The following is a 23,351-nucleotide window of genomic DNA, read 5'->3' on the forward strand; positions in this document are numbered from 1 at the left end:
GATATAGTTAGCCGGCAAATGGTCCGGCTAGATCACAACTTAAGGAGAGGGATTCATATGGAGGCAGGTACACAGCAGCAGCAACATCCAAAGAAGAACACGCCCGTGGGGAAATGGATTTCAACGGCCATCATCGTCATCGTCGTGCTCATCGTTGGTTCTAACAGCTACGCGCAAGTGGAATACGGCCATGTCGGTTTATACAAAACGTTCGGGAAGTTGAATGATAATGTTTTATCTCCGGGAATGCATTTCAAAGTTCCGTTTATTCAAACCGTCATTCAGGTGAACACGCAGGTCACCAAGACGGAAACGGACACTACCGCTTCCTCCAAGGATTTACAGCCGGTTTCCACACATGTCGCCGTCAACTACTCGGTCAACAAGGATTCGGCCTACAATCTGATGAACAATATCGGCGGGAATTTCGATATGGTCATCATTAATCCGGCTGTGCAAGAGATCGTCAAAGAAGTAACGGCACGTTACCAGGCCGAAGATCTGATCGCCAAGCGCGACGTCGTAGCGGGGGAGATTAGCGAGCATTTGACCGCTCGGCTGGCGAAATACGATTTAATCGTTAACGAAATTAATATCGTCAATTTTAAATTTTCCGACGCGTTTAACCAATCGATCGAAGCGAAGCAGGTTGCTCAGCAACAAGCCTTGAAGGCCAGCAATGACCTGAAGCGGATCCAGATCGAAGCGCAGCAGAAGATCGCTCAAGCCCAAGCCGAAGCAGAGTCGCTTAAGCTGAAGAAGCAGGAGGTTACGCCGGAACTGGTACAGCTTAAACAAATCGAGGTACAGGAGAAAGCGCTGGAGAAATGGGACGGCAAGCTCCCGCAAGTGACGGGCGGCGCCACGCCATTCATCGACATCCAATCGCTGACGAACCAGCGTTAATTAAATCGAAGTTAACCCGAACCTAGCCGCCTTCCAGGGCGGTTTTTTCGGGTTTAACGGACAGCTAATCAACGGGTCTGCGCGCTTTGTCGGAACCCGGGATTATGGTAAAATGGCGGTATGCTGTCTAGAGATTAGAATCTATTGCGGATAGGGGAGCTGTCTGTTGTTGAAATACAAACTGTTGGCGCTCGATATGGATGGAACGCTGCTTAATGATGAGCATCGAATTACGCCCGAGACGGAACGCTGGATTCGGAAGGCCGCTGCCGCCGGGGTGCATGTCTGCTTGTCGACGGGACGCGGGTACCAGGAGGCGGTTCCGTACGGTGATCAATTAGGCCTGGGGACGCCGATGATAACGGTGAACGGAAGTGAGGTCTGGAAGTCGCCGCATGAGTTGTATCGCAGAGTGTTGCTTGATCGGTCATTGGTTTCGCGAATGTACGACATTTCCCGGGAAAAGATGGTCTGGTTTTGGGCATACGCCGTTGAGGGCAGCTATAACGAAACAAATTGGCAACCCGAATTATTGGAACAAAATCATTGGATGAAGTTTGGTTATTTTACCGAGGACGATGAGGTGAGAGGAGATATTTTACGGCAGCTGCAGGAAATGGGCGGCCTTGAAATTACGAATTCGTCCCCGCACAATCTGGAAATCAATCCGAAGGGAATCAGTAAAGCCAGTGGAATCGACACGGTTTGCGGGCTGCTGGGGCTGGAGATGTCCGAAGTCGTGGCGGTTGGGGACAGTCTGAATGACTTGGCCGCGATCGAGGCCGCGGGGCTCGGCGTAGCGATGGGCAACGCGCAGGAAGCCGTGAAGGAGAAGGCGGATGTCGTAACCACGTCGAATAATGAAGACGGAATTGCCTGGATAATTCGGGATTATATATTGACGGGAGAGTGAGAAAATGGCATTGACCGTACTTGGCTGGATTCTGGTAATTGTCCTATTTGCCGTGGGTATGGCCGGAGCGGTGTATCCCGTATTACCCGGGGTGCTCGCCGTTTATTTTGCCTTTTTCGTGTACGGTTGGTTTTTCTCGTTTGAACCTTTTGGGTGGTTCTTCTGGATCCTGCAAACGCTGATCGTCGTCGTTCTGATGGTGGCGGATTATGCGGTGGGAGCTTGGGGGGTCAAGAAATTCGGCGGCAGCAAGCTGTCAGTGTGGCTTAGCACGATCGGCATTATCATCGGCCCGTTTATTATTCCAGCCTTCGGGTTGGTGCTGGGTCCGCTCCTTGGTGCGATGATCGGGGAATTGATCAAAGGTGAATCGCTGTCCAAGTCGTTTAAAGTCGGTGTCGGCTCGGTTGTCGGCTTGTTTAGCAGCATGGTTGTTAAGGTGATCCTACAGTTGGTCATGATCGTCATCTTCATCATTTGGATTGTTGCATTTTAACCTATATCTCATCAGAGCACTCATCAGGATTGCGGGAAAGAAGGAATTGGTTTTGTCCAAGAAGGAATCGTTTGTTAAAGGTACGTTAATTTTGGCGGGGGCCGCGCTGATCGCGAGGGTGCTCGGCCTGTTCCAGCGCGTGCCGTTGGAGCACATTCTCGGAGATATCGGGAACGCGTCGTATTCACAAGCGAATGCGGCTTATTTCATGCTGTTAACTTTAGCGACGGCAGGCATTCCGAGTACGCTGAGCAAAATGGTGTCGGAGCGGCACGCGCTGAACCGGCCCGAGGAAGCGCGTCGCGTCTATCAGGCGGCATTGCTATTTGCAGGCGTGGCAGGCGTCGTTATGTTCGCGTTACTGTTTGTTCTTGCGCCTTATTATGCCGAGGCTTCCGGCGTTCCGGAATCGGTTGTTGCGATTCGTGCCCTGGCTCCAGCACTGCTGCTATTCCCGCTGATTGCGATCATTCGTGGCTACTTACAGGGTCGGAATATCATGATCGCGGGCGGGGTTTCGCAGGTGATTGAGCAAATCGTACGGGTGGCTACCGGCATTATTTTGGCTTTTGTGCTGTTCCATTGGGGATACTCGGGCGAGCAAATTGCAGCCGGCGCGACATTTGGCGCGGTGCTCGGCGGGGTGGCCGCGCTGGTCGTCATGTTGGTGTACAGCATGAAATTGTCGCGGAAGGACCAATCCGCTGGGCAAGAGAAGATGGAAAAGATCACCGGACGGATGTCCTTTAAACGGATCTATGCGGAGATTTTTAAGCTATCGATTCCGATCGTGCTCACCGCACTCGCGGTTCCGGCGGTGAACTTCATCGATAACTCGATCCTGAAGCCGCTGCTAACCGGACAAATCGGTTCCGGACAAGCTACGTATATCCTCGGCATTCTTGGGAATCGTGCGCAGATGATCGCCGGTATTCCGCCGATTTTGGCGATTGCGCTAAGCCAATCGCTGGTGCCTATTATCTCCGCTGCTTACGCGCGGAAGGATCAGGAGCATCTGCAGCGCCAGGTAACGTTAGCGATGCGGGTTGCGGTGCTGAGCGGGATGCCGATCATCCTTGCGCTGGGCACCGCGGCTTATTCCGTGAACGGGCTGCTGTTTAGCACCCGGGACGGCAGCAGCATTGTGGCTCTGCTGACGTTCGCGACGATTTTTCAAATCACGATGATGACCAGCAACTCGATTCTGCTTGGAGTAGGTAAAGCCAATTTATCGATGGTACACGTGGCAATCGGGATTCTTGTGAAGCTGGCGGCCAGCTATGTGCTTGCTCAGTTCTGGGGGATTTACGGCATCATTATCGCCACCGGTCTCTGCTTCCTCGTGATTACGCTGCTGAATGTACGGGCGATGAAGCAGATCGTTCCATTCTCGCTGATGGGCAGCCGTTGGGGCGGGTTCGTACTGACGATTGTCGCGTTGTCGGGTGTGGGATATGGCTTGAATCAAGCGGGGATCCAAATGGTGGATCTGATGCCGGCGCGCGTCGCTTTCTTCCTGACCTGCTGCATCGTTGGCGTGGCGGTTGTCGCGCTGTATCCGGTGCTTCTCATCCTGTTGCGCGTCATCCGGAAGGACGAGCTGGCCGGTTATCCGGCACCGCTTCGCAAAGTGCTGTCCCCGCTGATGCGGTTGCAGCGCGGAGGCCGACAGGTGGGATAAAACAAGATCGGCGGTCCGCCCGCCTTCATTCTATCGATTGGCGCCTTTGCTCGATTATCCCTTTGGTTCAGTTTGGGGAGTTGCGCTTGGCGCCTTTTTGCATGATTATCCCTTTGGTTCAGGTCGAGGAGTCGTATGTCACTTCTGCACCATTATCCCTTTGGCTCAGGCCAGGGAGGAGATGTTGCTGCTGGGATACTCCATTTCCCTTATAAATTCAGCTCCCTGACCATACGGGATAATGGTGAAAAGAGCCGACCAGAGGAGGTGGCCAAGGCGCCGAAGGCCGCCCAGGCAACCCAAGCTCCCCGCGGGTCAGCGGTCTTCCACCGCATCGTGCACCAATGCGGTCTCGAGGATGCCGTTCCTGTGCGACCGGCTGATGTCGCACAGGAACGGCGCCTTCGGCGCGCTGATGCCATCCAGCGCGCGGGTATCCTTGAGCCAATCCTCCCGGGAGATTGGCTCATAGGCGGTGTCGCCCCAAGCGCTCAGCAGCTTGGGGCTGTAGAGACGCTGGCCCGGCGGCAGCGTCTCCTGTTCCAGAAGCTCTGACCCCTGCACCTTGGCGGTCAGAGCTTCTTCCAAATTGGCCGTGAACAGTTCCGGCCAATAATCCGCCCGCGAGCCGCTATGCGGCACGCTCGCGGCGAACCGCTCCGCGCCGCTGCGCACGGCGCGGTAGCCCATAAGCATCGCGTATAGGCTTTTGCCTAACGCGATGCGGGCCGGCAGGCTGCCGAAGTCGGAGACGGTGCGCCCCGCAAGGCGGCGCGCCTCGCCCCCGGCAGCCTCGTCTTCCGCCTGTTCACTCAGCGGGAACACCACCTGGTTTAATCCGGCCAGGCTGAACAGGCGAAAGTTCATTTTACCCGTCACATGTTTCTGGAAGTAAGGATGGCGTACGACGCGTTTTTCGATATAATTCTGCTCATTGATGATCAGTCCCACGGTGAGCAAGGCACTGCCGCGGTCGATCCAAAACCGTTCCCAGAATGGGCGCATAAACCCGGATACGTGAAAATACGGCAGCAGGTGGAACCGACTAGCGCCAAGCTCCCGGCTCTTCATGTACAACCTTAGCTGCGGGTAGGCATCTTGGAAGATCAACGCGTTGCTGCGCTCTAGAAACCGATAGGTCAGCCGCTTCTCCTCAGCGTCGACCACATCGGCGATCCGGCTGCTGTGCAGGTCCGTCATGTTCCAGCCGGCATTCCGCGAGACCATGTGCGCGAGAAAAGCCCAATGCAGCTCCGGGCAGGCTTGATAGCAGGCAAGATAAGCCGCAGTTCGGCTGATATTGCTCGCCCCGGCTACGCGAGTTTCCTCTGCAATGGTTTCGGCAAGCCGTAAATCCTCGGCGCTGTACTCCTCTCCTGCTGGCGTAGGCCTAGACGACGTGTTGCGCCGTAGTTGTTCTTCGATATCGTTAATCACCGTGCGGGCAGCCGCTTCGTTCCAACCTAGAGAAACCGTCTCTTTCCGCATTCGGGACGAATCGGAGAGGGAAGCGGTTTTGCTTCTGAGCATAGACGAAAATGCGGCGGGCAGGCGGAACATCAATCGCCGCAAATTGATGGCTTTCCCCTTGGTCTGGCGAGAATCCTCCATTGTGCTTCCGCCCTCCCTTCTTCCCGAACTGCGAATATTTGGCGGCCAACAAGACATACTACGGTATTAGTAATTAGTATGTCCGAAACATTTGACTTCCACTCCCGCTTTTGGTTGACTAGAAGTACCTGAAGGAAAGGAAGGATGGCCTTATGAAAAAAATAACGTCTCCCGCGGAGTTTCAAGTCAGCATCCAATCCAGCAACCTGATCGTAGCGGTCTTCAAAGCGGACTGGTGTGGGGATTGCAAATTCATAGATCCGTTTATGCCAGATGTCGAGGAGAAATACGCAGGCCGGTTAACGTTGATCGAGGTGGATGTCGATCAGGTCGGCGATGTCAGCCAGGAGCAGAACATTCTGGGCATCCCGAGTTTCGTCGCCTATACTGACGGCCGCGAACTGGTTCGGTTCGTGAACAAGCTACGCAAATCCCGCGAGGAAATTGAAAATTTCCTGAACAAGGCGTTGGACGTGTACCATACGCTGCATGACACGCCGGAAACACGGGATACACTGTAAAAATCCATTATATTCCTCACACCGCCGTCAGGGTTTCCCTTGCGGCGGTGTCTATTTTTCAACATTTTCTATGAAAGAAGTTAGTTGATCGGTTATAATGAAAAGGATTTATCGATTAACTAAAAGGTGTGAACCGTTTGAATACGAAATATTTGAAATGGCTCAGTTACGCGTCCTGTTTTGTCATGTTTCTGGCCACATTAGGCGGCAGCGTCGTGACTAAGACGGAATCGGGATTGGGCTGCGGCAACGATTGGCCGCTTTGTCACGGGAAATTTGTTCCTGCTCATACACTTGCTTCGATGATTGAATATTCCCACCGTGCCGTCAGCGGGGCGGCTGGATTGGTCTCTTTGGCGGCGTTTGTCGCCTTTTGGTTGTATCGGAAGAACCGTAAAGACCTCCAGATCTATTCCCTGCTTGCGCTCATCTTCGTTATGGTACAGGCCGTTATGGGAGCGATGGCGGTGATCTATCCTACGTCGTCTGCCGTCATGGCGCTGCATTTTGGGTTCTCGTTGATCGCCTTCGCGAGCTCGATCATGCTGGTGCTGGGCGTTCGCCAGGAGGAGCGCGGACAAGTTAATGCACAGTCTTCTGACTATGCACCTTCGGCTCGGGTTTCTAAGGCGTTCCGTAATCTGACCTGGATAGCGACCGGCTACACCTATATCGTTGTCTATATCGGCGCGTATGTCAGCCATACGGACTCGGCCGGCGGTTGCAGCGGTTGGCCGCTGTGCAACGGGCAACTCGTTCCCGAACTGTCCGGGGGGGAAGGCATCGCCTTTCTGCACCGGGTTGCGGCCGCTTTGCTGCTGGTCGTAATAGCCACGGTAGGTCACTTTGCCTTCCGCAAGCATCCCGGTCTGCCGGAAATCCGCAAGCTGGGTGTCGCCGCAACGCTGCTGGTGATCGTCCAGGTGTTCACCGGGGCCACCATTGTGCTGACCTTAAACAACTACGATGTTTATTTGTTCGCTTCGCTCGCGCACATTATCGTATTGGCCGCTTTATTCGGAGTCCTTTGCTATTTAAGCGTCCGGACTTGGCAGTTGAGCCGAACACCCGAGGTACAGGCGACGTCGGCCGGCAAGGCGGTTTGACAACGCGATTGTCATGAATCTGTAGAATGACGGACGCTCAAGCGGCTGCACGGATAAGGTATACTTTTGTCTATAAGCGAACGTTATGTGAGGAACGGACGACAATTCCGTCTTTTATAGGAGGACAACAAGATGAGTTACAAGAACCTGCGACAATGGATCGATGCGCTGCAAAAAGAAAACGACCTCGCCATCATCGACGTGCCGGTCGATCCCTATCTGGAGTTGGCCGAAATTCACCGGCGGGTCATTGATGACGGCGGCCCCGCTTTGCTGTTTACCAATGTCAAAGGAACGCCGTTCCCGGTGGCAACCAACCTGTTTGGAACACCTCGCCGGGTGGAAATGGCTTTTGGCCCTCGGCCCGAGATGCTTGCTAACCAACTGGTCGAGGCGATACATAAATTGCTGCCGCCAACGCCCAAAGCGATTTGGAATGAGCGGGGGCTGATTCGCGACGTTTTGAAGGTCGGTATGAAAACCGTGTCCAAGAACGAAGCCCCGATCCTCGAAGTCTGCCGGACGGAAACGCCTTTGAAGGATTTACCGAAAGTGACGAGCTGGCAGAAGGACGGGGGCCCGTTTATCACGCTGCCGCTCGTGTATACGGAAAATCCGCTGCAGCCGAAAGAAAATAACCTGGGGATGTACCGGATTCAGCTGTACGACGATCAGACGACCGGAGTGCACTGGCAGATCCAGAAAGGCGGAGGGTTCCACTACCACGAAGCCGAGAAACGCGGGGAGCCTTTGCCGGTTTCCGTATTCCTGGGCGGCCCGCCGGCCATGGTGGCCTCGGCTATTTCGCCGGTTCCCGAGCATTTGTCCGAGTTGCTGGTCGCTTCTTTCATCCTGGGCGAAAAGCTCCCGATGGCAGAGAATCCGCTGGGCGGCCACCGGATTCCGGCCGAGTCGGAATTCGCAATATCTGGGCTCGTACCGCCGCACGAACGCCGACTTGAAGGTCCGTTCGGCGATCATTTCGGCTATTATTCCTTGCAACATGAATTCCCGGTGCTGCACGTGAACCATATGTGGCATCGGAAGAACGCGATCTATCCGGCAACAATCGTCGGCAAACCGCGGCAAGAGGATTACTACCTAGGTGATTTTCTGCAAAAGCTGCTATCGCCAGCGTTCCCGATCGTGATGCCTAATGTTCGCTCCCTTTGGACGTACGCGGAGAGCGGATTCCATGCCTTGAGCTCGGCCGTGGTTCGCGAGAGTTACTCCCGCGAAGCCCTCGTATCGGCGTTCCGCATCCTGGGGGAGGGCCAGCTGTCGCTAACGAAATTCCTCATGCTGACGGACAAGCTGATCGACTTGGCGGATTTCCGCCTGCTGCTCAAGACGGTGTTGGAGCGTTTCGATCCGCGTACGGATCTGTTTATTCTCAACAACACGTCGCATGACACGCTGGATTATACCGGCCATAAACTGAATCATGGCAGCAAGGCGATATTGATCGGCGTTGGGGATCCTGTACGTGAGTTGCCGCGTGCGTATGACGAAGGCGAGATCGCCGAAATCCGTTCAATCCAAGTTTTTCATGACGGATGTCTTGTCGTTTCCGGTGCATCCTATGAGGACGAGCCGGAGCTTGCCGAACGGTTGCTTGGCCGTCTTCGCGAACGCGGGACTGCCTGGCCGTTTGTGGTACTGGTGGATAACGCCGAGGCAGCGGCCCACGATCAGACGGCGTTTCTATGGACAGTGTTTACACGGTTTAATCCGGCCAGCGATATTTACGCTGATTCCGAAATACGCCAACATCACCTGTCCTACGGTCTGCCGCTGGTTATCGATGCCCGCATGAAGCCGGGTTATCCGGATGAGCTGTTCCCGCAAGAGGACATCGTCTCCTTGGTGGATCAACGTTGGAAATCCTACTTTCTGTGAAACGGGGTATGCCTATGCTGCGAAGCTTGCTTGGCGAGCCGCCTCGGCAAAACGAGGGTCGGCTAGCTGAAACGATCGACGCGATGGTGCAAACGATCAAGCTGCTGCAAAAGGAAATCAAAGAGCATCAGGATCCTTCACACGATTTCCGCAAGCTGGAGATTTGGGTACACGGCTTGATCTCTTCGTTGGATGAACTCGAACAATCTTTGTTTGCCGCCGCCTTTTTCCGCAAAAAGGTGCGGACGGAATCCGTCGAGGACATGGATCCGGTTGAGCGGTCCGATTATGCGAGGTACGTCTATTTTTACAAGGACGGCTTCATCCGCGTATTCTCGGCGCTGGACAAGCTGGGAACGGTGCTCAACGAATTGTTCGATTTGAAAACCTCGAAGATAAAGATGCATTTCTCTTATTTTACCGTGCTGCGCCAGTTCGCTTATCTGAAGACCCATACCGAGCTTGGGAACCAGTTGATCGCCATTAAAGAGACCTACCGGGAAGCCCTGGGTGTTCTGCGCCGGCGGAGAAACACGGAGATTCATTACATGAACTCGGAGATGAAGGACGATCTGTGGCAGCGTCATCAGGCGTTGTTCGGGAAAGTCGCCCTGGAGGATCTGGATCAGCATATCCGCGAACTGGAACAGGGATACCGTATGGTTTGCGACACGTATTTCACGGTGTTTGACTACATTAATCAACGTTGGAAAAAAATAGCGGCGGTCTGATCGATCCGCCGTTCCTATTTTTTCTCTTTACAAAATGGGCAAAACTCATTATACTCATCAATAGTTTCAATTAACGACTCTACAATTTCATATTTTTCTTATCGAGAGAGGCGGAGGGAAAGGCCCGATGAAGCCCAGCAACCGATTCACCCGTGATGCGGAAGTTTGATTCCGCTGAAGTCATGGGACCGAATGTCATGGTGCTAATTCCTTCAAAACCAATGCGTTTGTGAGCAGATGGTTTTGGCAGATGAGAAGGCATTGTCTTTACGTAAAGAGAGCCCTTTGAATCTGTAGGGCTCTTTTCTGTTTTTTCATACGCCGGTCGATAATTGTCTATGCTAGGAACAGGAGGTTAGCCGATTGATCGAACTTAAAAAGATTACCAAAATATATGGCACCAAAAAAACGGCGACCACCGCGCTGTCCGGGTTGAACCTTAGCGTTCGCAAAGGCGAAATCTTCGGCGTTATCGGTCACTCCGGCGCCGGCAAAAGCACCTTAATCCGTTGTATCAATTTGCTGGAACGTCCGACCGAAGGCGAGGTGTGGGTCGGCGGGGTTGAGCTCACGAAGCTTGGCAAGCGGGAGCTTCAGCAGCAGCGCCGCAAAATCGGCATGATTTTTCAACATTTCAACCTACTCTCCTCGGCGACCGTATACGATAATATCGCATTTCCGCTTGCGCTGATCGGAACGCCGAAGGCGGCGATTGCGGAGAAAGTAAACGAGCTGCTTACCTTGGTCGGATTGGAGGAGCATCGTCATAAGTTTCCGGCGCAGCTGTCCGGCGGTCAGAAGCAGCGGGTTGGAATCGCCCGAGCGCTGGCCAGCGACCCCGACGTATTGCTGTGCGACGAAGCCACCTCGGCGCTGGATCCGCAGACGACGGACTCCATCCTGAAGCTGCTGCTTGACATCAACAAGCGATTCCAATTGACGATTCTGCTGATCACGCATGAAATGCACGTCATCCAGAGCATCTGCGATCGGGTGGCGGTCATTCACGAAGGCGGCATCGTGGAGCAAGGTCCGGTAACGGAAGTGTTCCTGAAACCGAAGCACATGGTGACCCGGGAGTTCATTCACCGGGAGGCGGCGGGGGAAGAAGGCGTGAGACTGGCGGCTTCCGTACCGCATCCGGAGTGGTCCAGGCTGGTGAAAATCACGTTCCTGGGCGCGAAAACTTATGAATCGGTGTTGTCCCAGGTCGTGCGGGAAACTGGCGTCAACTTCGCCATCCTGCAAGGAACGATCTCCACGATCAAGGATACTCCGTATGGTCAACTGACCGTATCGTTCGAAGGCGAAGACGACCAGGTAGAGCGCACGCTGTCGCTCTTGCAGGAACGCGATCTTGACGTGGAGGTGATCGAGTAATGAGAGGACTGGACCTCGGAGCCATTGATTGGTCGGAGATGGGCACAGCTACGCTGGATACCTTGCAGATGATGGGGTATGCAACCTTGTTCACCTTCGTGATCGGGCTCCCGCTCGGGGTATTGCTGTTCACTTTCTCGCGTTCCCAATCCTTGGTATTAGGATGGGTTTACCGGTTGATTTCGCTGATCGTGAACGTTCTTCGCTCGGTACCGTTCATCATTCTGATCGTCGCCTTGATTCCGGTCACGCGGACCCTCATGGGCGTATCCACCGGCGTGGAAGGCACGATTCCGCCGCTGGTGATCGGGGCAGCCCCGTTCTTCGCGCGTCTGGTGGAAACGGCGCTGCGCGAGGTTGACCGCGGGGTAATTGAAGCTTCCCAGGCGATGGGGGCTTCCACCTTCCAGATCATCCGCAAGGTGCTGCTCCCGGAATCGCTGCCCGGCTTGATCGCAGGCATGACGATTACCGTGGTCACGCTGGTGTCGTATACCGCGATGTCAGGCATGGTAGGCGGAGGTGGACTCGGTGACCTGGCGATCCGTTACGGGTATTACCGGTACGAAACGGGCGTCATGATCGTTTCGGTGATCTTCATGGTGATTCTGGTGCAAGTACTGCAAATGCTGGGAGACCGGCTAGTGATCTTTTTTACGCGGAAATAAGGAAATCCTAAATAGATAGAAGTATCCTTATTCAAAAAACACTCTTAAGGGGGAGAACCTGCAATGAAAAAATGGACATTATCTTTACTTACACTCGTGTTGGTGTTGGTGTTGGCCGCTTGCGGCAGCAATAACGCCGCCAATAACGGAGCTGAAGGTAACACGGCTGGAAATACATCGGCTGCTGAGGGGAATGCAGCGAATGCTGGGAACCAAACGGCAGCAGAACCGGTGAAGCTGGTTGTAGGTGCTACCGTACCGCATGCCGATATTCTGAAGTTTATCGCGCCGAAGCTGAAGGAAGAAGGCGTGGAGCTGGAAGTGAAAGAGTTTACCGACTATGTGCAGCCGAACGTACAGCTGTATGAAAAAGAGCTGGACGCGAACTATTTCCAGCATCAGCCTTACCTGGACGAGCAAAATGCCCAAAACGGGTTTGACCTCGTTTCGGTCGTAGGCGTTCACGTTGAACCGTTTGGCGCTTACTCGAACAAATATAAATCCACGGAAGAAATTCCGGACGGCGCCAAAGTGGCGATCCCGAACGACCCGACCAATGGCGGTCGCGCGCTGCTGCTGCTGCAGAAGCAAGGGTTGATTAAGCTGAAGGACGAAGCTGGAATTACGGCAACGCAGAAGGACATCGTAGAAAATCCGAAAAACCTGAAAATCATCGAAACCGACGCAGCCATGTTGCCTCGCCAATTGGCCGAAGTCGATCTGGCGCTGATCAATACGAACTATGCGCTGGAAGCGAAACTGAATCCGACGAAGGATGCTTTGTTCATCGAAGATAAGGAATCGCCGTACACGAACATTCTGGTTGCCCGTCCTGATAATAAGGATTCCGAAGCAATCCAGAAGCTGGCGAAAGCTCTGACTTCCGATGAGGTTAGAACGTTCATCAACGACACTTACCAAGGCGCTTTGGTACCGGTATTCTAAGTAGTAAAGAAGCAGACATGTCCCGCTGCGTGTGCAGCGGTTTTTTTTTATCTTACTCTTTTACGGTCAGTTAGGCACGCCCACCTTCTCTCAACTGCAAAACTGCAGTTCATTTTCGGTAAATCTCCGATTATTGGCCAATGAAAGGTAAAAGTACATCTCGTTGGAGGTGAATCGGCCCCAAGAGACCGTTTTGACGTGAATTCAACTGCACTTTTGCATTTGAACACGATGGTTAGGGGATTTTGGGTGATATTCAACTGCACTTTTGCATTTGGGTGAGCGTTGGCAACTGCAGTTTGTGGGAATCCCTCAAATCTTTTATACTTAAGGGTAACTGCACCTGGGAGGAGGAGAACAACGTTGCACGGCAAAGTCGCCTTAATTACCGGAAGCGCGAAAGGCCTCGGGAAGAAAACTGCGCTGACCCTAGCAGAGCAAGGGTGCCATATTGCACTAAATTACGTACATAGCGAAGCGGAAGCGCTCTCTCTCCGATCGGACATCGAGCGACTTGGCGTACGTTGTATCGTAGTGCAAGCCGATGTATCGAGCCGGGAGCAAAGCGAGGAACTGGCTCGTCAGGTGAACGAGCAGCTGGGGACCATTGATATTCTGGTCAACAATGCCGGACCGTTTATTCGGGAACGCAAGCTGTTTGCCGATTACAGCCAGAGCGAAGTGTTGGGCATGATCGAGGGGAATTTGGTCGGCAGCCTGCTGCTGGATCATCTCGTGCTGCCGGGGATGCGGGAGAAGAGATGGGGGCGGATCATCCATTTCGGGTTTGGTCATGCCTCCGAGTCGCGCGCCTGGCCCCACCGGGCCGTTTATGCGGCAGCCAAAACCGGGCTTGTGTCCTTTACGAAGACGCTGGCCGTCGAGGAGGCGCCTTATGGCATCACGGTGAACATGGTTTGCCCGGGGGATATCCGCGGGGGCCACAAGGAGATGTCGATCCATGAAGTCCGCGGACTTCAGGATGGGGAGACGCCGCTGGGACGGCCGGGAAGCGGGGAGGATATCGCCCGCGTGATCGCATTTTTGTGCCATACGGACTCCGATTTTATCACTGGCAATATCATGGATATCTCTGGGGGGCTTGACCCGATCCGACCATGGATTAAACCCTCCTGAACTAACAAAAAACCCGGCCTTCCGGCAATTTGCCGGGGGCCGAGTTCGTTTAAACCCTCCTGCTGAAGAGCTAATCATTCATGGATTGCAAAGTTAGAATACTTGAACGACCTCTTCCACGCCTTCTACTTCTTCAAACAGGGCGCGTTCGATCCCGGCTTTGAGGGTGATGGTGGAGCTTGGGCAACTACCGCAGGCACCCATCAATTTCAGCTTCACGATGCCGTCTTCAACGTCGACGAGTTCAACGTCGCCACCGTCACGCTGCAGGAAAGGCCGCAGTTTGTCCAAAACTTCTAATACTTCATCATACAATTGATCTTGTACGCTTTCACTCATTGTATTCAACTCCTTTCTTGCCTTATTATATTACAAAAAGTCAAAAATTTAAATGCTTCTTCATGGGGAGGACGGAAGATGAAACCGATCCTTGAATTTTGTGCGAATAACGCCAGTTTAGGTACAGGGGAAGCGATCCGGCAAGTGAAGGAACAAGTGGATTGCGACGTATATGAATACGGCTGCCTAACCGCTTGCGGTACCTGTTATCTGTTCCCGTACGTGCTGGTTGACGGGGAGCAGGTAGAAGGGGAAGACGCTGAGCAGCTCGCGGAACGGATCCTGCAAAAAATCAGGGAGACACATCCGGAGGCCACTTGAGGCCTTGGCTACGCTCCCTTCCTTCGTTTATCCAATATGATGTTTGGACATCCATAGTACGCCGCTTTTGAGCAGACGCGGGACGCGGCCTGTAACCTGTGCTCGGCCCATCAGGCCGAACCCGGCTTTTTTGCCTAACGAGCCCAGCGTTCCCTTAAGCTTAATCTGCGATAACCGCGGCGTCTCTCCCCGCCATAAAGCCCCGGTAATTTGTCCGATCTGAGCGCCTTGGGCTTCGGCCGCCTGGGCGCTCGGCGAGAAGGGCAAGCTTGCGCAATCGCCGCAGACGAACACCTCAGGGTGTTCGGGAATCTGATAAAATTCATTCAATAGAACGCGTCCTTGCCGATCTTTGGTTACGTCCAGTGCTTGCACGATCGCTGCCGGTTGAATCCCGGCCGTCCACACGGTCACATCGGAGTCGATTTCCCCTTGCTCATGGTGAATCACGTCGCATTCCACGGCCTGAATCGAAATCATCGATCGCATCTCGACGTCATTCTCGTGGAACCATTTGGCGACATAATCGGACACCTTCGCCGGAAAAGCGGAAAGCAAGCGAGAGCCGCGGTCGATGATCGAAATGTTCAAATCCGGACGGCTTTCCCGCAACTCGGCGGCTAATTCCACGCCGCTTAGTCCTCCGCCAACGATGTTGATTTTCCCATAGGGTTTCGTATTGTTCAGCCGCATATAGGTTTCACGAGTCGAAGCAAACGACTGGATACTGCACGAAAACTCGGCAGCGCCGGGGACATGGTGATAGTTATCGGTACAACCTAATGCGATGACGAGCTGGTCATATTCCAGCGGATCCCCCTCCGCGAAATGAATCAACTGCCGGTCCATGTCGACGGCTTCAACTTCGCCGTATGTTAGAACCAGGCCGGGGTAAGCGGTAAAGGAGACGCGCAATTCATAATCGCTGGCCGTCCCGGCCGCCAGCGCATAATATTCGGTCTTCAGGCTCTGGTAAGGCATCCGGTCGACCAAGACGACTTGCACATCCGAAGGAATAGGAGCTTTATACAGCTCATGAATGACGGCCGTCCCCCCATATCCTCCTCCAAGCACAACGAATTGCCTCATACGTGACGATTCCCCTTTTTTGCCGTGAAATTGCCGCGGGCTCACTGCGGACGGAATTATTCGTATACCCGAAGCTCGTTGTAGAAGGTATCCCGTTCAACTGGGATGCGTCCAGCACCTTTAACTAGCCAGATCAATTCCTTTAACGTCAGCCCTTCCGGGGTTTGCGCGCCGGCCGCATGACTGATTTGCTCTTTCAGGATCGTGCCGTGTACGTCTGAAGCGCCAAAGGTCAACGCCACTTGCGTCAACTGAACGCCGATATTGATAAAGTAAGCTTTGATGTGCTGAATGTTGTCCAGCATCAACCGGCTGATGGCAATCGTCTTGAGATCCTCGTAAGCCGAGTTGCGGCGCATAATGCTGGCGTTCTTATTGCGCGGCTGCATGGACAGGGGGATAAAGACCTGGAACCCGCCCGTTTCGTCCTGCAGGTCGCGGATTTGAATCATATGGCGGATCCGGTCCTCATAGGATTCGATTGAGCCATATAGCATGGTGGTTGGCGTTCTCATTCCGAGCTGGTGCGCGGTCCGATGGACGTCCAGATATTGGTCGACGTTGGCTTTCTCGACCTTCATCTTCTCCCGGTACTGGTCGGACAAAATTTCCGCGCCACCGCCGGTTAATGATTCAAGGCCGGCTGCCTGCAATTGAAGCAGCACTTCCTTCGTGCTCAGGCCGCTGATCCGAGTGAAGAATTCGATCTCCGCCGCCGTATAGGCCTTGATCGTGACGTTTGGGAAATTCTCTTTCATCGCTTTAAGAGAATCGACGTAATATTGGAACGGAACATGGTTGTTATGTCCGCCTACGATATGAAACTCGCGGACGCCCGGGGTGATATGCTGCTTCACGTAAGCGACCATTTCCTCCCCGGAAAGCGTATAAGCCCCTTCTTCTCCTTGATCCTTGCGGAAGCTGCAAAATGCACAGTGGGATTCGCAGACGTTCGTGAAGTAGAGGCTCATATTTTCGATGAAATACACTTTCTTGCCGTTCTTGCGCAAATTCACTTCATTGGCTAATTGTCCAATGGTCAATATATCATCGCTTTCATATAAATAAACACCGTCTTCGAGGGTGAGACGTTCGCCTTGCCGGACTTTGTCCACAATTTCGGCCATTCTCTTATCGGTGTTTGGGGTGACTACAGTAAACATGACGTTCCCTCCGTTTCCAAATGCATGAAATGCCTCGTATTCTAACTGTATGAATTACCTACCTATTATAAACCTCACATCCCAAGCGGGCAATAAGACTTAGGAGAAGAAAAGGAATTGGCAACAAGAAATATCACCATTTGTTGAGCGGGAGGGGGAGAAGGAGTATAATTTATGTATAGTTGACGAACTTTTAAGGAGTGAGTACACGATGATTACCATTAGCGACAGCGCCATGGCGCGGATTAAAGATATGTTAGAAGAAGAAGAAACCCCAAACATGTTTCTGCGAGTCGGAGTAAATCCCGGTGGCTGCAGCGGCTTCTCCTATGGCATGGGTCTCGATGATCAGGAGAGTGAAGAGGATGTCTACCTGGACATCAAAGGGCTTAAGGTAGTTGTAGATAAGGAGAGCGTCCGCTTCTTGAACGGCCTGGAGATTGACTTCAAGGAATCCGGCATGAGCGGCGGGTTCACCATCCACAACCCGAACGCCATCGCCACCTGCGGCTGCGGCCAATCGTTCCGCTTTAAGGACGAGGAAGGTCAACCGCAAGCTTGCGATTGATACGAAGAACGCATATAGAGGGACTCTTCCATCTGGAAGAGTCCCTCTTGTTTATTGCGGCAATTTGTCCTCGGTCGCGGGATCTACATTTTGGTCAGTAACAGGACCATCTGTCTCCTCGTACAAATGGGAGCGCCGTTCGAACCATTGGAACAAATGGGTGAAGATGACCTTTAACACGGCGTAACCCGGCACGGCTAGGATGACGCCCAGCACGCCAAACAGATTGCCGGCGGTCAGGATGACGAAGATGATCGTAATCGGATGGATGCGCAGCGTCTTCCCCATGATTTGCGGCGAGATGAACTTGCCTTCGATCAGCTGGACGACTGTCCACACGACGATCAGCTTCAACAGCATGATCGGTGACGTGACGATGGCAACGATGATCGCCGGCGTAATCGCGATGGCCGGTCCGAGGTACGGTACGATGCTCGTGAATGAAGCGATGATGGCGAGTGTCAGGGAGTAATCCAGGCCGATGATCAGAAAGCCAACGTACATCAGCGCCCCAATACAGAAGCTGACGATGATTTGCCCGCGGATGTAGGAGCTGATTTGGCCATTCATCTCGGTCATCACGTGATGGGTTTGATCACGGAAGCGAACAGGCACATAACGCAGGATGAATTTCGGCAGTTTCTTGCCGTCCTTTAACAGATAAAATAAAATGAACGGCACGGTGACAATCGCCAGCACGACGTTCTTGATCGCGCCCAGAAAGCCACCGAGACCCGACCAGGCGTTGTTCAGTAGGGAATTTCCTTGCTCGGACAACGAGTTCGACAGGTCCTCGAGATTAAAACCGGTAGACTCTTGGACCTGATGGTAAAAGTTGCTGCCGATCAAGCTTTCGAACTGCCGCTGGACCTCTGCTATATATTTCGGCAAATTTTCGATTAAACTCGTGATCTGCTCCTGAACTAACGGGATAACGGTCATAATCAGCACCGTAAGGATCCCTGCGATAAACAGATACAAGCCGGTAATGGTGTAGACTCGGCGGACTCGCTTAGTCTCCAGCCAATCGACCAGCGGGTTCAGCAGATAATAGATCGCCCCGGTCAGCAGTATCGGCAGCAGTACGGTTTTTAACAGTACCGTAAGCGGTTTGAACACAAACGGGATTTTGGCGAATACCAGAATGTTTAAGCCAATCAGTAAAACGACGAGCAGAAATACCACGAATCGGTTATTTAGAAAAAACCTCTTAAATCGGTCTCCCCAGGGTTGCGTACTTCCCATGCCTTTTGACCCTCCTGTATCTTCCTTTGCTATCCAAGCTACGATGAATTCTATGTAGTAATACGTATAAAAGGGAGTTGGTTTCCACAATTTTATGGAAAAAGCCCGGCCCTCGCCCGCAGGCGCTGATCCGAGCCTTTTATCAGCGGTCAGGCGGTTGCCCCAACCCGTTTTAGAAAAATTGCCGGTTCACCATCATGACGACCAGGGAGGCGGCGGCCAGGGAAAAAACGATACATCCCATTCCGAGGCCTTTGCGCGTCGTCTTGGCCATTTTCAAGCCCATGAGGAACAAAGCGACGGTGATGCCTGCCAGCACCAGCGACATGGCGATCATGGCAAACCAGTACAGCACTTCAAACAGATTCGCCTCAAACGAAGAATTCCCCGTATTCAAAGCTTTTGATTTCCCCTTCCTTTGCTAGGTATAGACCAATGTCCCCCCTTAATATACGCGAAATCCCTCCTTTTGCATAGAAAGAGCCTGTGGACGGACGCTTCGGAGAAAGGGCTTACGCCTTGGACAATCATCCAAGAATATCAATCTACAAATGAGTAATATATCGTATAGTGCGAGAAAGGGGATGGTGTCATGGCGGGAAGACAATTGGCCAACAAATGGCTCAAGACCGAGGCGCTTCTAAGCAACGCGGACGTGGCCGCCCACATACCGCAAACCCGATTGTACGGTGCCGATTCGTTAAGGAGCATGCTGCATCAGTTCGGCATGGTCGTGATTAAGCCGCTCCGCGGCGGCGGGGGTTATGGCGTGATTAAAGTGACTTATGCTGGCGGCGTTTATGCTTTTACGTACATGTCCCGGAGGTATGGCTTTGGAAGCTTTGAGGCGATGTACCGGGCATTGAACCGAGTGAAGGTTGGGCGCAAGTACATGATCCAGCAAGGGATTCATTTGGCCCGGATCGCCGGACGACCGATCGACTACCGAGTGAAAGTCGTTAAAGAGAACGGAGCCTGGGTGTATCGTTCCATGGTCGGCCGTTTGGCTCGTCCCGGGCTGTTCGTAACCAATTTGTGTAAAGGCGGAACGATGCTCAGTGCAAGGGAAGGGCTCGGCCGCTCGTTAAGCCGCAGAGCTTCCGGACATAAACGGCGGGAGATGCGCTCGTTGACCAATACGTGCGTACAAATATTGGAGTCCCGGTTCCCGGGGATCGGTCAACTGGGGTTTGATTATGGCGTAGACCGGAGCGGGAAGATCTGGATTTTTGAAGTAAACACCCGGCCGCAATAAGCTGAGATAGACAACAGTCAAAAAAAAATTTTGGAGAATTATGGGAACAAATGTCCTGTGAATAACTTTTATCCACATTGTCCCATTAGTTTTTTCAACGCTTTTCGATAATTACTAACACGTTATTCACAGGATTTCCACAAGCGTTTGTGGATAACCGGAACACTTGTTCTACTAAACTTTTCCTGTTATGATGAGGAAAATACTAGAAAGGATGTGTTATCAATGGCGCTGTTAACGAATGAGCTGCTCCTGGAATCCTATCAGAAGGCGACCGAACTGCAATTGGATCGGGAGTTTATCGCACTGCTGTTAGCAGAAATCCGCAAACGCGAATTAGAGCTTGCCGCGCCGTCCGTTCTGCACTGAATTGTGGACAACCTGGCTATCTCCCAGTTTAATTATGAAGTTATCCCCAACCATCAAGGCGCCTGCCAGGCGTTGACATGATATATATAAGCTTCATGACAATGCGGACACTGCACGACATGTTCGCAGCCGGAAGGAATACGCACGGAGATAGCTGAAGTATATTGGTCAGCGGAGCCGTAAGGGCTATAAGGCCCGGCGTAGTCTTCTTTTTTTCCCGCATTCTCCAGAACGTATCCGCAATCGGGGCAGGTGGCGGTCATAGCAGCCAAGCCGTTGCATAACGGGCATATAAATGGCAAAGGGTATCTCTCCTTTACGGCATAATCTTCCGTAAAGTTAAGATACCCTTTTCTTTGTCAGAACATGTAAAACGCGAAGCGCCTCTATATAACTACAGCTTCATGTTGCTGCTGTGTCCCGGAGACAGCTTCGCTTCCGGATCGATGTAGACCTTGGCATTGTTGACCGCTGTCGGTGCTTCGCCAAATCCTACCGCAATGAGGTCCAATTTGCCGGGATATGTCGTAATGTCACCCGCGGCAAAGATGCCGGGAATCGAGCTTTCCATCCGAGAATCGACGACAATGGCGTTGCCTTCGATGTCGAGACCCCATTCAGCGATAGGTCCCAGGGAGGAGACGAACCCAAAATTGACGATAACGTCGTCCACGGCGATCTCTTGGGTTTCTTTCGTCTTTACGTCTGCCAGTGTGACGCGCTCGATTCGCTCGTCGCCATGCAGCTCCGCGATTTCCGTAGGCGTAATGACCTGCACCCGGGAAGCCATCAGCTTCTCAACGCTATGCTCATGCGCCCGGAATTTGTCGCGGCGGTGGATCAACGTGACCTGCTCGGCGATCGGCTCCAGCATCAGCGCCCAGTCGACAGCGGAATCACCGCCGCCGCTGATCAAAACTTTCCTTCCGCTGAACCGGTTCATGTCGCTGACGAAATAGTGCAGATTGGTTTTCTCAAAACGGGAGGCATTCTCCAGTTCAAGACGACGTGGTTCGAAGGCGCCAACTCCCGCGGTAATGATCAAAGCACGCGCATAGTGTACGTCCTTGTCGGTCGTCACCACAAAATGGCGATCCTCTTTCTTCTCGATCTGCAGCACCCGTTCCTCCAGACGAATGTCCGGCTCAAACAGCTTTAACTGCTCATTCAAGTTGTTGATCAGCTCCTGGCCCGTCACTTTAGGAAAGCCGGCCACGTCATAAATATATTTCTCAGGGTAGAGGGCAGCTACTTGCCCCCCAAGCTGAGGCATACTTTCGATCAGTTTGACGGAAGCTTTTCTCATTCCGCCGTAAAATGCGGCAAACATGCCCGCCGGTCCGCCCCCGATAATCAGGAGATCAGTGAATTCGGCGTTGTTTTGGGATGACACGGGCCAAACACCTCCAGATGGTTTCTTTTTCTTTAGCTATAATGTCAATTCTACTTTATTATAATCGTCACACCCCTACTTGCAAAGGTAAGATCAAAACTGTCGAAAATATGGAAAATAATCCGTTGAAAGTCCTATAGTTACAGGTAAAATAAGACTTGATCTTTTAGGCAAAAGTCGATATCATTCAAATGTATGCACTCATATTTGTGACGAAAAAAGTACATTTATGATTATACGACAGAAGGCTTTTGATCATCCTACAAATAAGGGTTAAACTAAGTTGTGACAAATGTCTCTGATTACATGAAACGGTGGAATATGGTACGAAAGAATGGTTTTTTATGTGTTAATTTTCACATTGCGTTTTTTGGTTTAATTCAAATATAGAGTGTGCAAAATTGGAAGGAGAACAAATACATGAGTACCATACCCAAAATTGTAATTCTTGGTGCGGGTTATGGCGGCATTCTTACCGCGCAGCGGCTGCAGAAAGAGTTGAATTACAATGAAGCGGACGTCACCCTGGTGAATCGGCACGACTATCATTATTTTACGACACATCTGCATATGCCGGCTGCCGGGACAGACTCCATCGAACATACCCGAGTGGCGATTTCCAAATTAATTGACGAATTCAAAATCGACCTTGTGAAATCGAACGTACAGGAAATTCGTCTGGCCGACAAGAAGGTCGTGCTGCAGGACGGAACGCTTTCTTACGATTATCTGATTATCGCGCTGGGCGGCGAGCCGGAATCTTTTGGCATTCCAGGGTTAACGGAATATGCGATGACGATCCGCAGCATCAATTCCGTTCGCCTGATCCGTCAGCATATCGAATATCAATTCGCAATGTACAAAATGGACGAAAGCCGGACCGACCGCCTGAACTTTGTGGTCGGCGGCGCAGGCTTCAGCGGCATCGAGTTCGTGGCCGAGTTGGCCGACCGGATCCCGCAGCTGTGCAAGGAATACGACGTGGATCCGAACTTCGTGAATGTGTACAATGTTGAAGCTGCGCCAACGGCTTTGCCGGGCTTTGATCCTGAACTGGTTGAGTACGCGATGGACGTGCTGAAGAAGAAGGGCGTTCAGTTCAAAATCGGCGTAGCGATCAAGGAATGCACGCCGGATGGTGTTATTTTGGCCACCGGTGAAGAAATTAAGTCGCAAACGGTCGTTTGGACCGGGGGAATCCGGGGCAACCGTCTGATCGAGGCGGCAGGCTTCGAGACCGCGCGCGGACGGGTGAAAATCGACGATTATTTGCGCGCACCCGGCCATGACAACGTGTTTATCATTGGAGATAACTCGCTGATGTTCAATCCGGAGGGTCGTCCGTACCCACCAACGGCGCAAATCGCGATGCAGCAAGGGGTAACTTGCGCACAAAACGTGGTGGCGTCGATCCGCGGCAAGGACCTCAAGAAATTTGTGTTCAGCAACAAAGGAACGGTGGCTTCGCTTGGCAAAGGGGAAGCTGTTGCCAGCGCATTTGGCAAGAAGTACAAAGGCTGGGTTGCAGCTCAATTGAAGAAGTTGGTCGATATGCGTTATCTCTTCATTATCGGCGGGATTCCGCTCGTACTGAAAAAAGGAAGATTCTTCTGAG

General features: G+C 52.6%; 24 protein-coding genes and 1 riboswitch. Of the genes, 17 read left to right on the top strand and 7 right to left on the bottom strand.

The window, feature by feature from the left end:
• Positions 1–57: 57 nt before the first annotated feature.
• From KJS42_RS14530 to KJS42_RS14545, 4 genes are all read left to right on the top strand, one after another.
• Positions 58–906 carry a prohibitin family protein gene (locus KJS42_RS14530; RefSeq protein ID WP_155606169.1) on the top strand — a complete coding sequence of 283 codons (849 nt, stop codon included), beginning with the start codon at positions 58–60 and terminating at the stop codon, positions 904–906.
• A 169-nt stretch (positions 907–1,075) separates the two neighbouring features.
• Entirely contained in the window at positions 1,076–1,819 is a 744-nt protein-coding gene (locus tag KJS42_RS14535) for a Cof-type HAD-IIB family hydrolase (RefSeq protein WP_213623385.1), read from the top strand.
• Between the two features lie 10 nt (positions 1,820–1,829).
• On the top strand, positions 1,830–2,315 hold the full coding sequence (locus KJS42_RS14540) for a DUF456 domain-containing protein (RefSeq protein WP_213623386.1): 486 nt from the start codon (positions 1,830–1,832) through the stop codon (positions 2,313–2,315).
• Positions 2,316–2,367: 52 nt separating this feature from the next.
• Positions 2,368–3,996, top strand: coding sequence for a putative polysaccharide biosynthesis protein (locus KJS42_RS14545; RefSeq protein ID WP_213623272.1), 1,629 nt, complete (start codon positions 2,368–2,370; stop codon positions 3,994–3,996).
• Positions 3,997–4,311: 315 nt separating this feature from the next.
• On the opposite strand, the gene KJS42_RS14550 is transcribed toward KJS42_RS14545, so the two are convergent.
• Positions 4,312–5,607: a DUF2515 family protein gene (locus KJS42_RS14550; protein ID WP_213623273.1), complete on the bottom strand. Its 1,296-nt coding sequence runs from the start codon at positions 5,605–5,607 to the stop codon at positions 4,312–4,314.
• A gap of 152 nt (positions 5,608–5,759) precedes the next feature.
• Between KJS42_RS14550 and KJS42_RS14555 the strand changes: the two genes are divergently transcribed.
• The 8 genes from KJS42_RS14555 (at position 5,760) to KJS42_RS14590 (ending at position 13,994) form a co-directional block, all read left to right on the top strand.
• On the top strand, positions 5,760–6,128 hold the full coding sequence (locus KJS42_RS14555) for a thioredoxin family protein (RefSeq protein WP_155606173.1): 369 nt from the start codon (positions 5,760–5,762) through the stop codon (positions 6,126–6,128).
• A 137-nt stretch (positions 6,129–6,265) separates the two neighbouring features.
• The gene (locus KJS42_RS14560) at positions 6,266–7,234 is read left to right on the top strand and encodes a COX15/CtaA family protein (RefSeq protein WP_213623274.1); all 969 of its coding nucleotides are present in this window, start codon (positions 6,266–6,268) and stop codon (positions 7,232–7,234) included.
• Between the two features lie 132 nt (positions 7,235–7,366).
• On the top strand, positions 7,367–9,133 hold the full coding sequence (locus tag KJS42_RS14565; protein WP_213623275.1) for a UbiD family decarboxylase: 1,767 nt from the start codon (positions 7,367–7,369) through the stop codon (positions 9,131–9,133).
• 14 nt (positions 9,134–9,147) lie between these two features.
• Entirely contained in the window at positions 9,148–9,864 is a 717-nt protein-coding gene (locus tag KJS42_RS14570; RefSeq protein ID WP_155606176.1) for a Cthe_2314 family HEPN domain-containing protein, read from the top strand.
• Between the two features lie 95 nt (positions 9,865–9,959).
• Positions 9,960–10,121, top strand: a riboswitch (SAM riboswitch).
• 106 nt (positions 10,122–10,227) lie between these two features.
• Positions 10,228–11,244, top strand: coding sequence for a methionine ABC transporter ATP-binding protein (locus KJS42_RS14575; RefSeq protein WP_213623276.1), 1,017 nt, complete (start codon positions 10,228–10,230; stop codon positions 11,242–11,244).
• On the top strand, positions 11,244–11,912 hold the full coding sequence (locus tag KJS42_RS14580; protein WP_213623277.1) for a methionine ABC transporter permease: 669 nt from the start codon (positions 11,244–11,246) through the stop codon (positions 11,910–11,912). Before KJS42_RS14575 ends, KJS42_RS14580 begins: the two co-directional genes overlap by 1 nt.
• A gap of 63 nt (positions 11,913–11,975) precedes the next feature.
• A complete protein-coding gene (locus tag KJS42_RS14585; RefSeq protein ID WP_155606179.1) occupies positions 11,976–12,857 on the top strand; it encodes a MetQ/NlpA family ABC transporter substrate-binding protein in 882 nt (293 codons plus the stop codon).
• 363 nt (positions 12,858–13,220) lie between these two features.
• Positions 13,221–13,994: an SDR family oxidoreductase gene (locus KJS42_RS14590; RefSeq protein ID WP_213623278.1), complete on the top strand. Its 774-nt coding sequence runs from the start codon at positions 13,221–13,223 to the stop codon at positions 13,992–13,994.
• A 93-nt stretch (positions 13,995–14,087) separates the two neighbouring features.
• Here KJS42_RS14590 and KJS42_RS14595 read toward each other — a convergent pair whose 3' ends face one another.
• Complete coding sequence (locus KJS42_RS14595; protein WP_155606181.1) at positions 14,088–14,333, bottom strand: NifU family protein; 246 nt, start codon at positions 14,331–14,333, stop codon at positions 14,088–14,090.
• Positions 14,334–14,411: 78 nt separating this feature from the next.
• On the opposite strand from KJS42_RS14595, the gene KJS42_RS14600 reads away from it, so the two are divergent.
• A complete protein-coding gene (locus KJS42_RS14600) occupies positions 14,412–14,654 on the top strand; it encodes a YuzB family protein (protein ID WP_155606182.1) in 243 nt (80 codons plus the stop codon).
• 27 nt (positions 14,655–14,681) lie between these two features.
• Here KJS42_RS14600 and KJS42_RS14605 read toward each other — a convergent pair whose 3' ends face one another.
• Positions 14,682–15,743 carry an NAD(P)/FAD-dependent oxidoreductase gene (locus KJS42_RS14605; RefSeq protein ID WP_213623279.1) on the bottom strand — a complete coding sequence of 354 codons (1,062 nt, stop codon included), beginning with the start codon at positions 15,741–15,743 and terminating at the stop codon, positions 14,682–14,684.
• A gap of 56 nt (positions 15,744–15,799) precedes the next feature.
• Positions 15,800–16,906: an aminofutalosine synthase MqnE gene (gene mqnE / locus KJS42_RS14610; RefSeq protein WP_155606184.1), complete on the bottom strand. Its 1,107-nt coding sequence runs from the start codon at positions 16,904–16,906 to the stop codon at positions 15,800–15,802.
• Between the two features lie 211 nt (positions 16,907–17,117).
• On the opposite strand from mqnE, the gene KJS42_RS14615 reads away from it, so the two are divergent.
• Positions 17,118–17,474, top strand: coding sequence for a HesB/IscA family protein (locus tag KJS42_RS14615; RefSeq protein ID WP_193417378.1), 357 nt, complete (start codon positions 17,118–17,120; stop codon positions 17,472–17,474).
• A gap of 51 nt (positions 17,475–17,525) precedes the next feature.
• Here KJS42_RS14615 and KJS42_RS14620 read toward each other — a convergent pair whose 3' ends face one another.
• Both KJS42_RS14620 and KJS42_RS14625 read right to left on the bottom strand, forming a co-directional pair.
• The gene (locus KJS42_RS14620; protein ID WP_244868491.1) at positions 17,526–18,719 is read right to left on the bottom strand and encodes an AI-2E family transporter; all 1,194 of its coding nucleotides are present in this window, start codon (positions 18,717–18,719) and stop codon (positions 17,526–17,528) included.
• A 172-nt stretch (positions 18,720–18,891) separates the two neighbouring features.
• Positions 18,892–19,116, bottom strand: a complete 225-nt coding sequence (locus KJS42_RS14625; RefSeq protein WP_213623280.1) for a hypothetical protein — start codon at positions 19,114–19,116, stop codon at positions 18,892–18,894.
• 195 nt (positions 19,117–19,311) lie between these two features.
• Here KJS42_RS14625 and KJS42_RS14630 point away from each other — a divergent pair, with 195 nt between their 5' ends.
• Positions 19,312–19,974 carry a YheC/YheD family protein gene (locus tag KJS42_RS14630; protein WP_213623281.1) on the top strand — a complete coding sequence of 221 codons (663 nt, stop codon included), beginning with the start codon at positions 19,312–19,314 and terminating at the stop codon, positions 19,972–19,974.
• Positions 19,975–20,199: 225 nt separating this feature from the next.
• Positions 20,200–20,343 carry a sporulation histidine kinase inhibitor Sda gene (sda, locus tag KJS42_RS14635; RefSeq protein ID WP_155606188.1) on the top strand — a complete coding sequence of 48 codons (144 nt, stop codon included), beginning with the start codon at positions 20,200–20,202 and terminating at the stop codon, positions 20,341–20,343.
• A gap of 394 nt (positions 20,344–20,737) precedes the next feature.
• On the opposite strand, the gene KJS42_RS14640 is transcribed toward sda, so the two are convergent.
• A complete protein-coding gene (locus KJS42_RS14640; protein WP_213623282.1) occupies positions 20,738–21,736 on the bottom strand; it encodes an NAD(P)/FAD-dependent oxidoreductase in 999 nt (332 codons plus the stop codon).
• Positions 21,737–22,156: 420 nt separating this feature from the next.
• Here KJS42_RS14640 and KJS42_RS14645 point away from each other — a divergent pair, with 420 nt between their 5' ends.
• Positions 22,157–23,350: an NAD(P)/FAD-dependent oxidoreductase gene (locus tag KJS42_RS14645; RefSeq protein ID WP_155606190.1), complete on the top strand. Its 1,194-nt coding sequence runs from the start codon at positions 22,157–22,159 to the stop codon at positions 23,348–23,350.
• Position 23,351 lies beyond the last annotated feature (1 nt).

Origin of the sequence: Paenibacillus sp. J53TS2 (assembly GCF_018403305.1) — a bacterium.
In the GTDB taxonomy this organism is placed as follows: domain Bacteria; phylum Bacillota; class Bacilli; order Paenibacillales; family Paenibacillaceae; genus Fontibacillus; species Fontibacillus rhizolycopersici.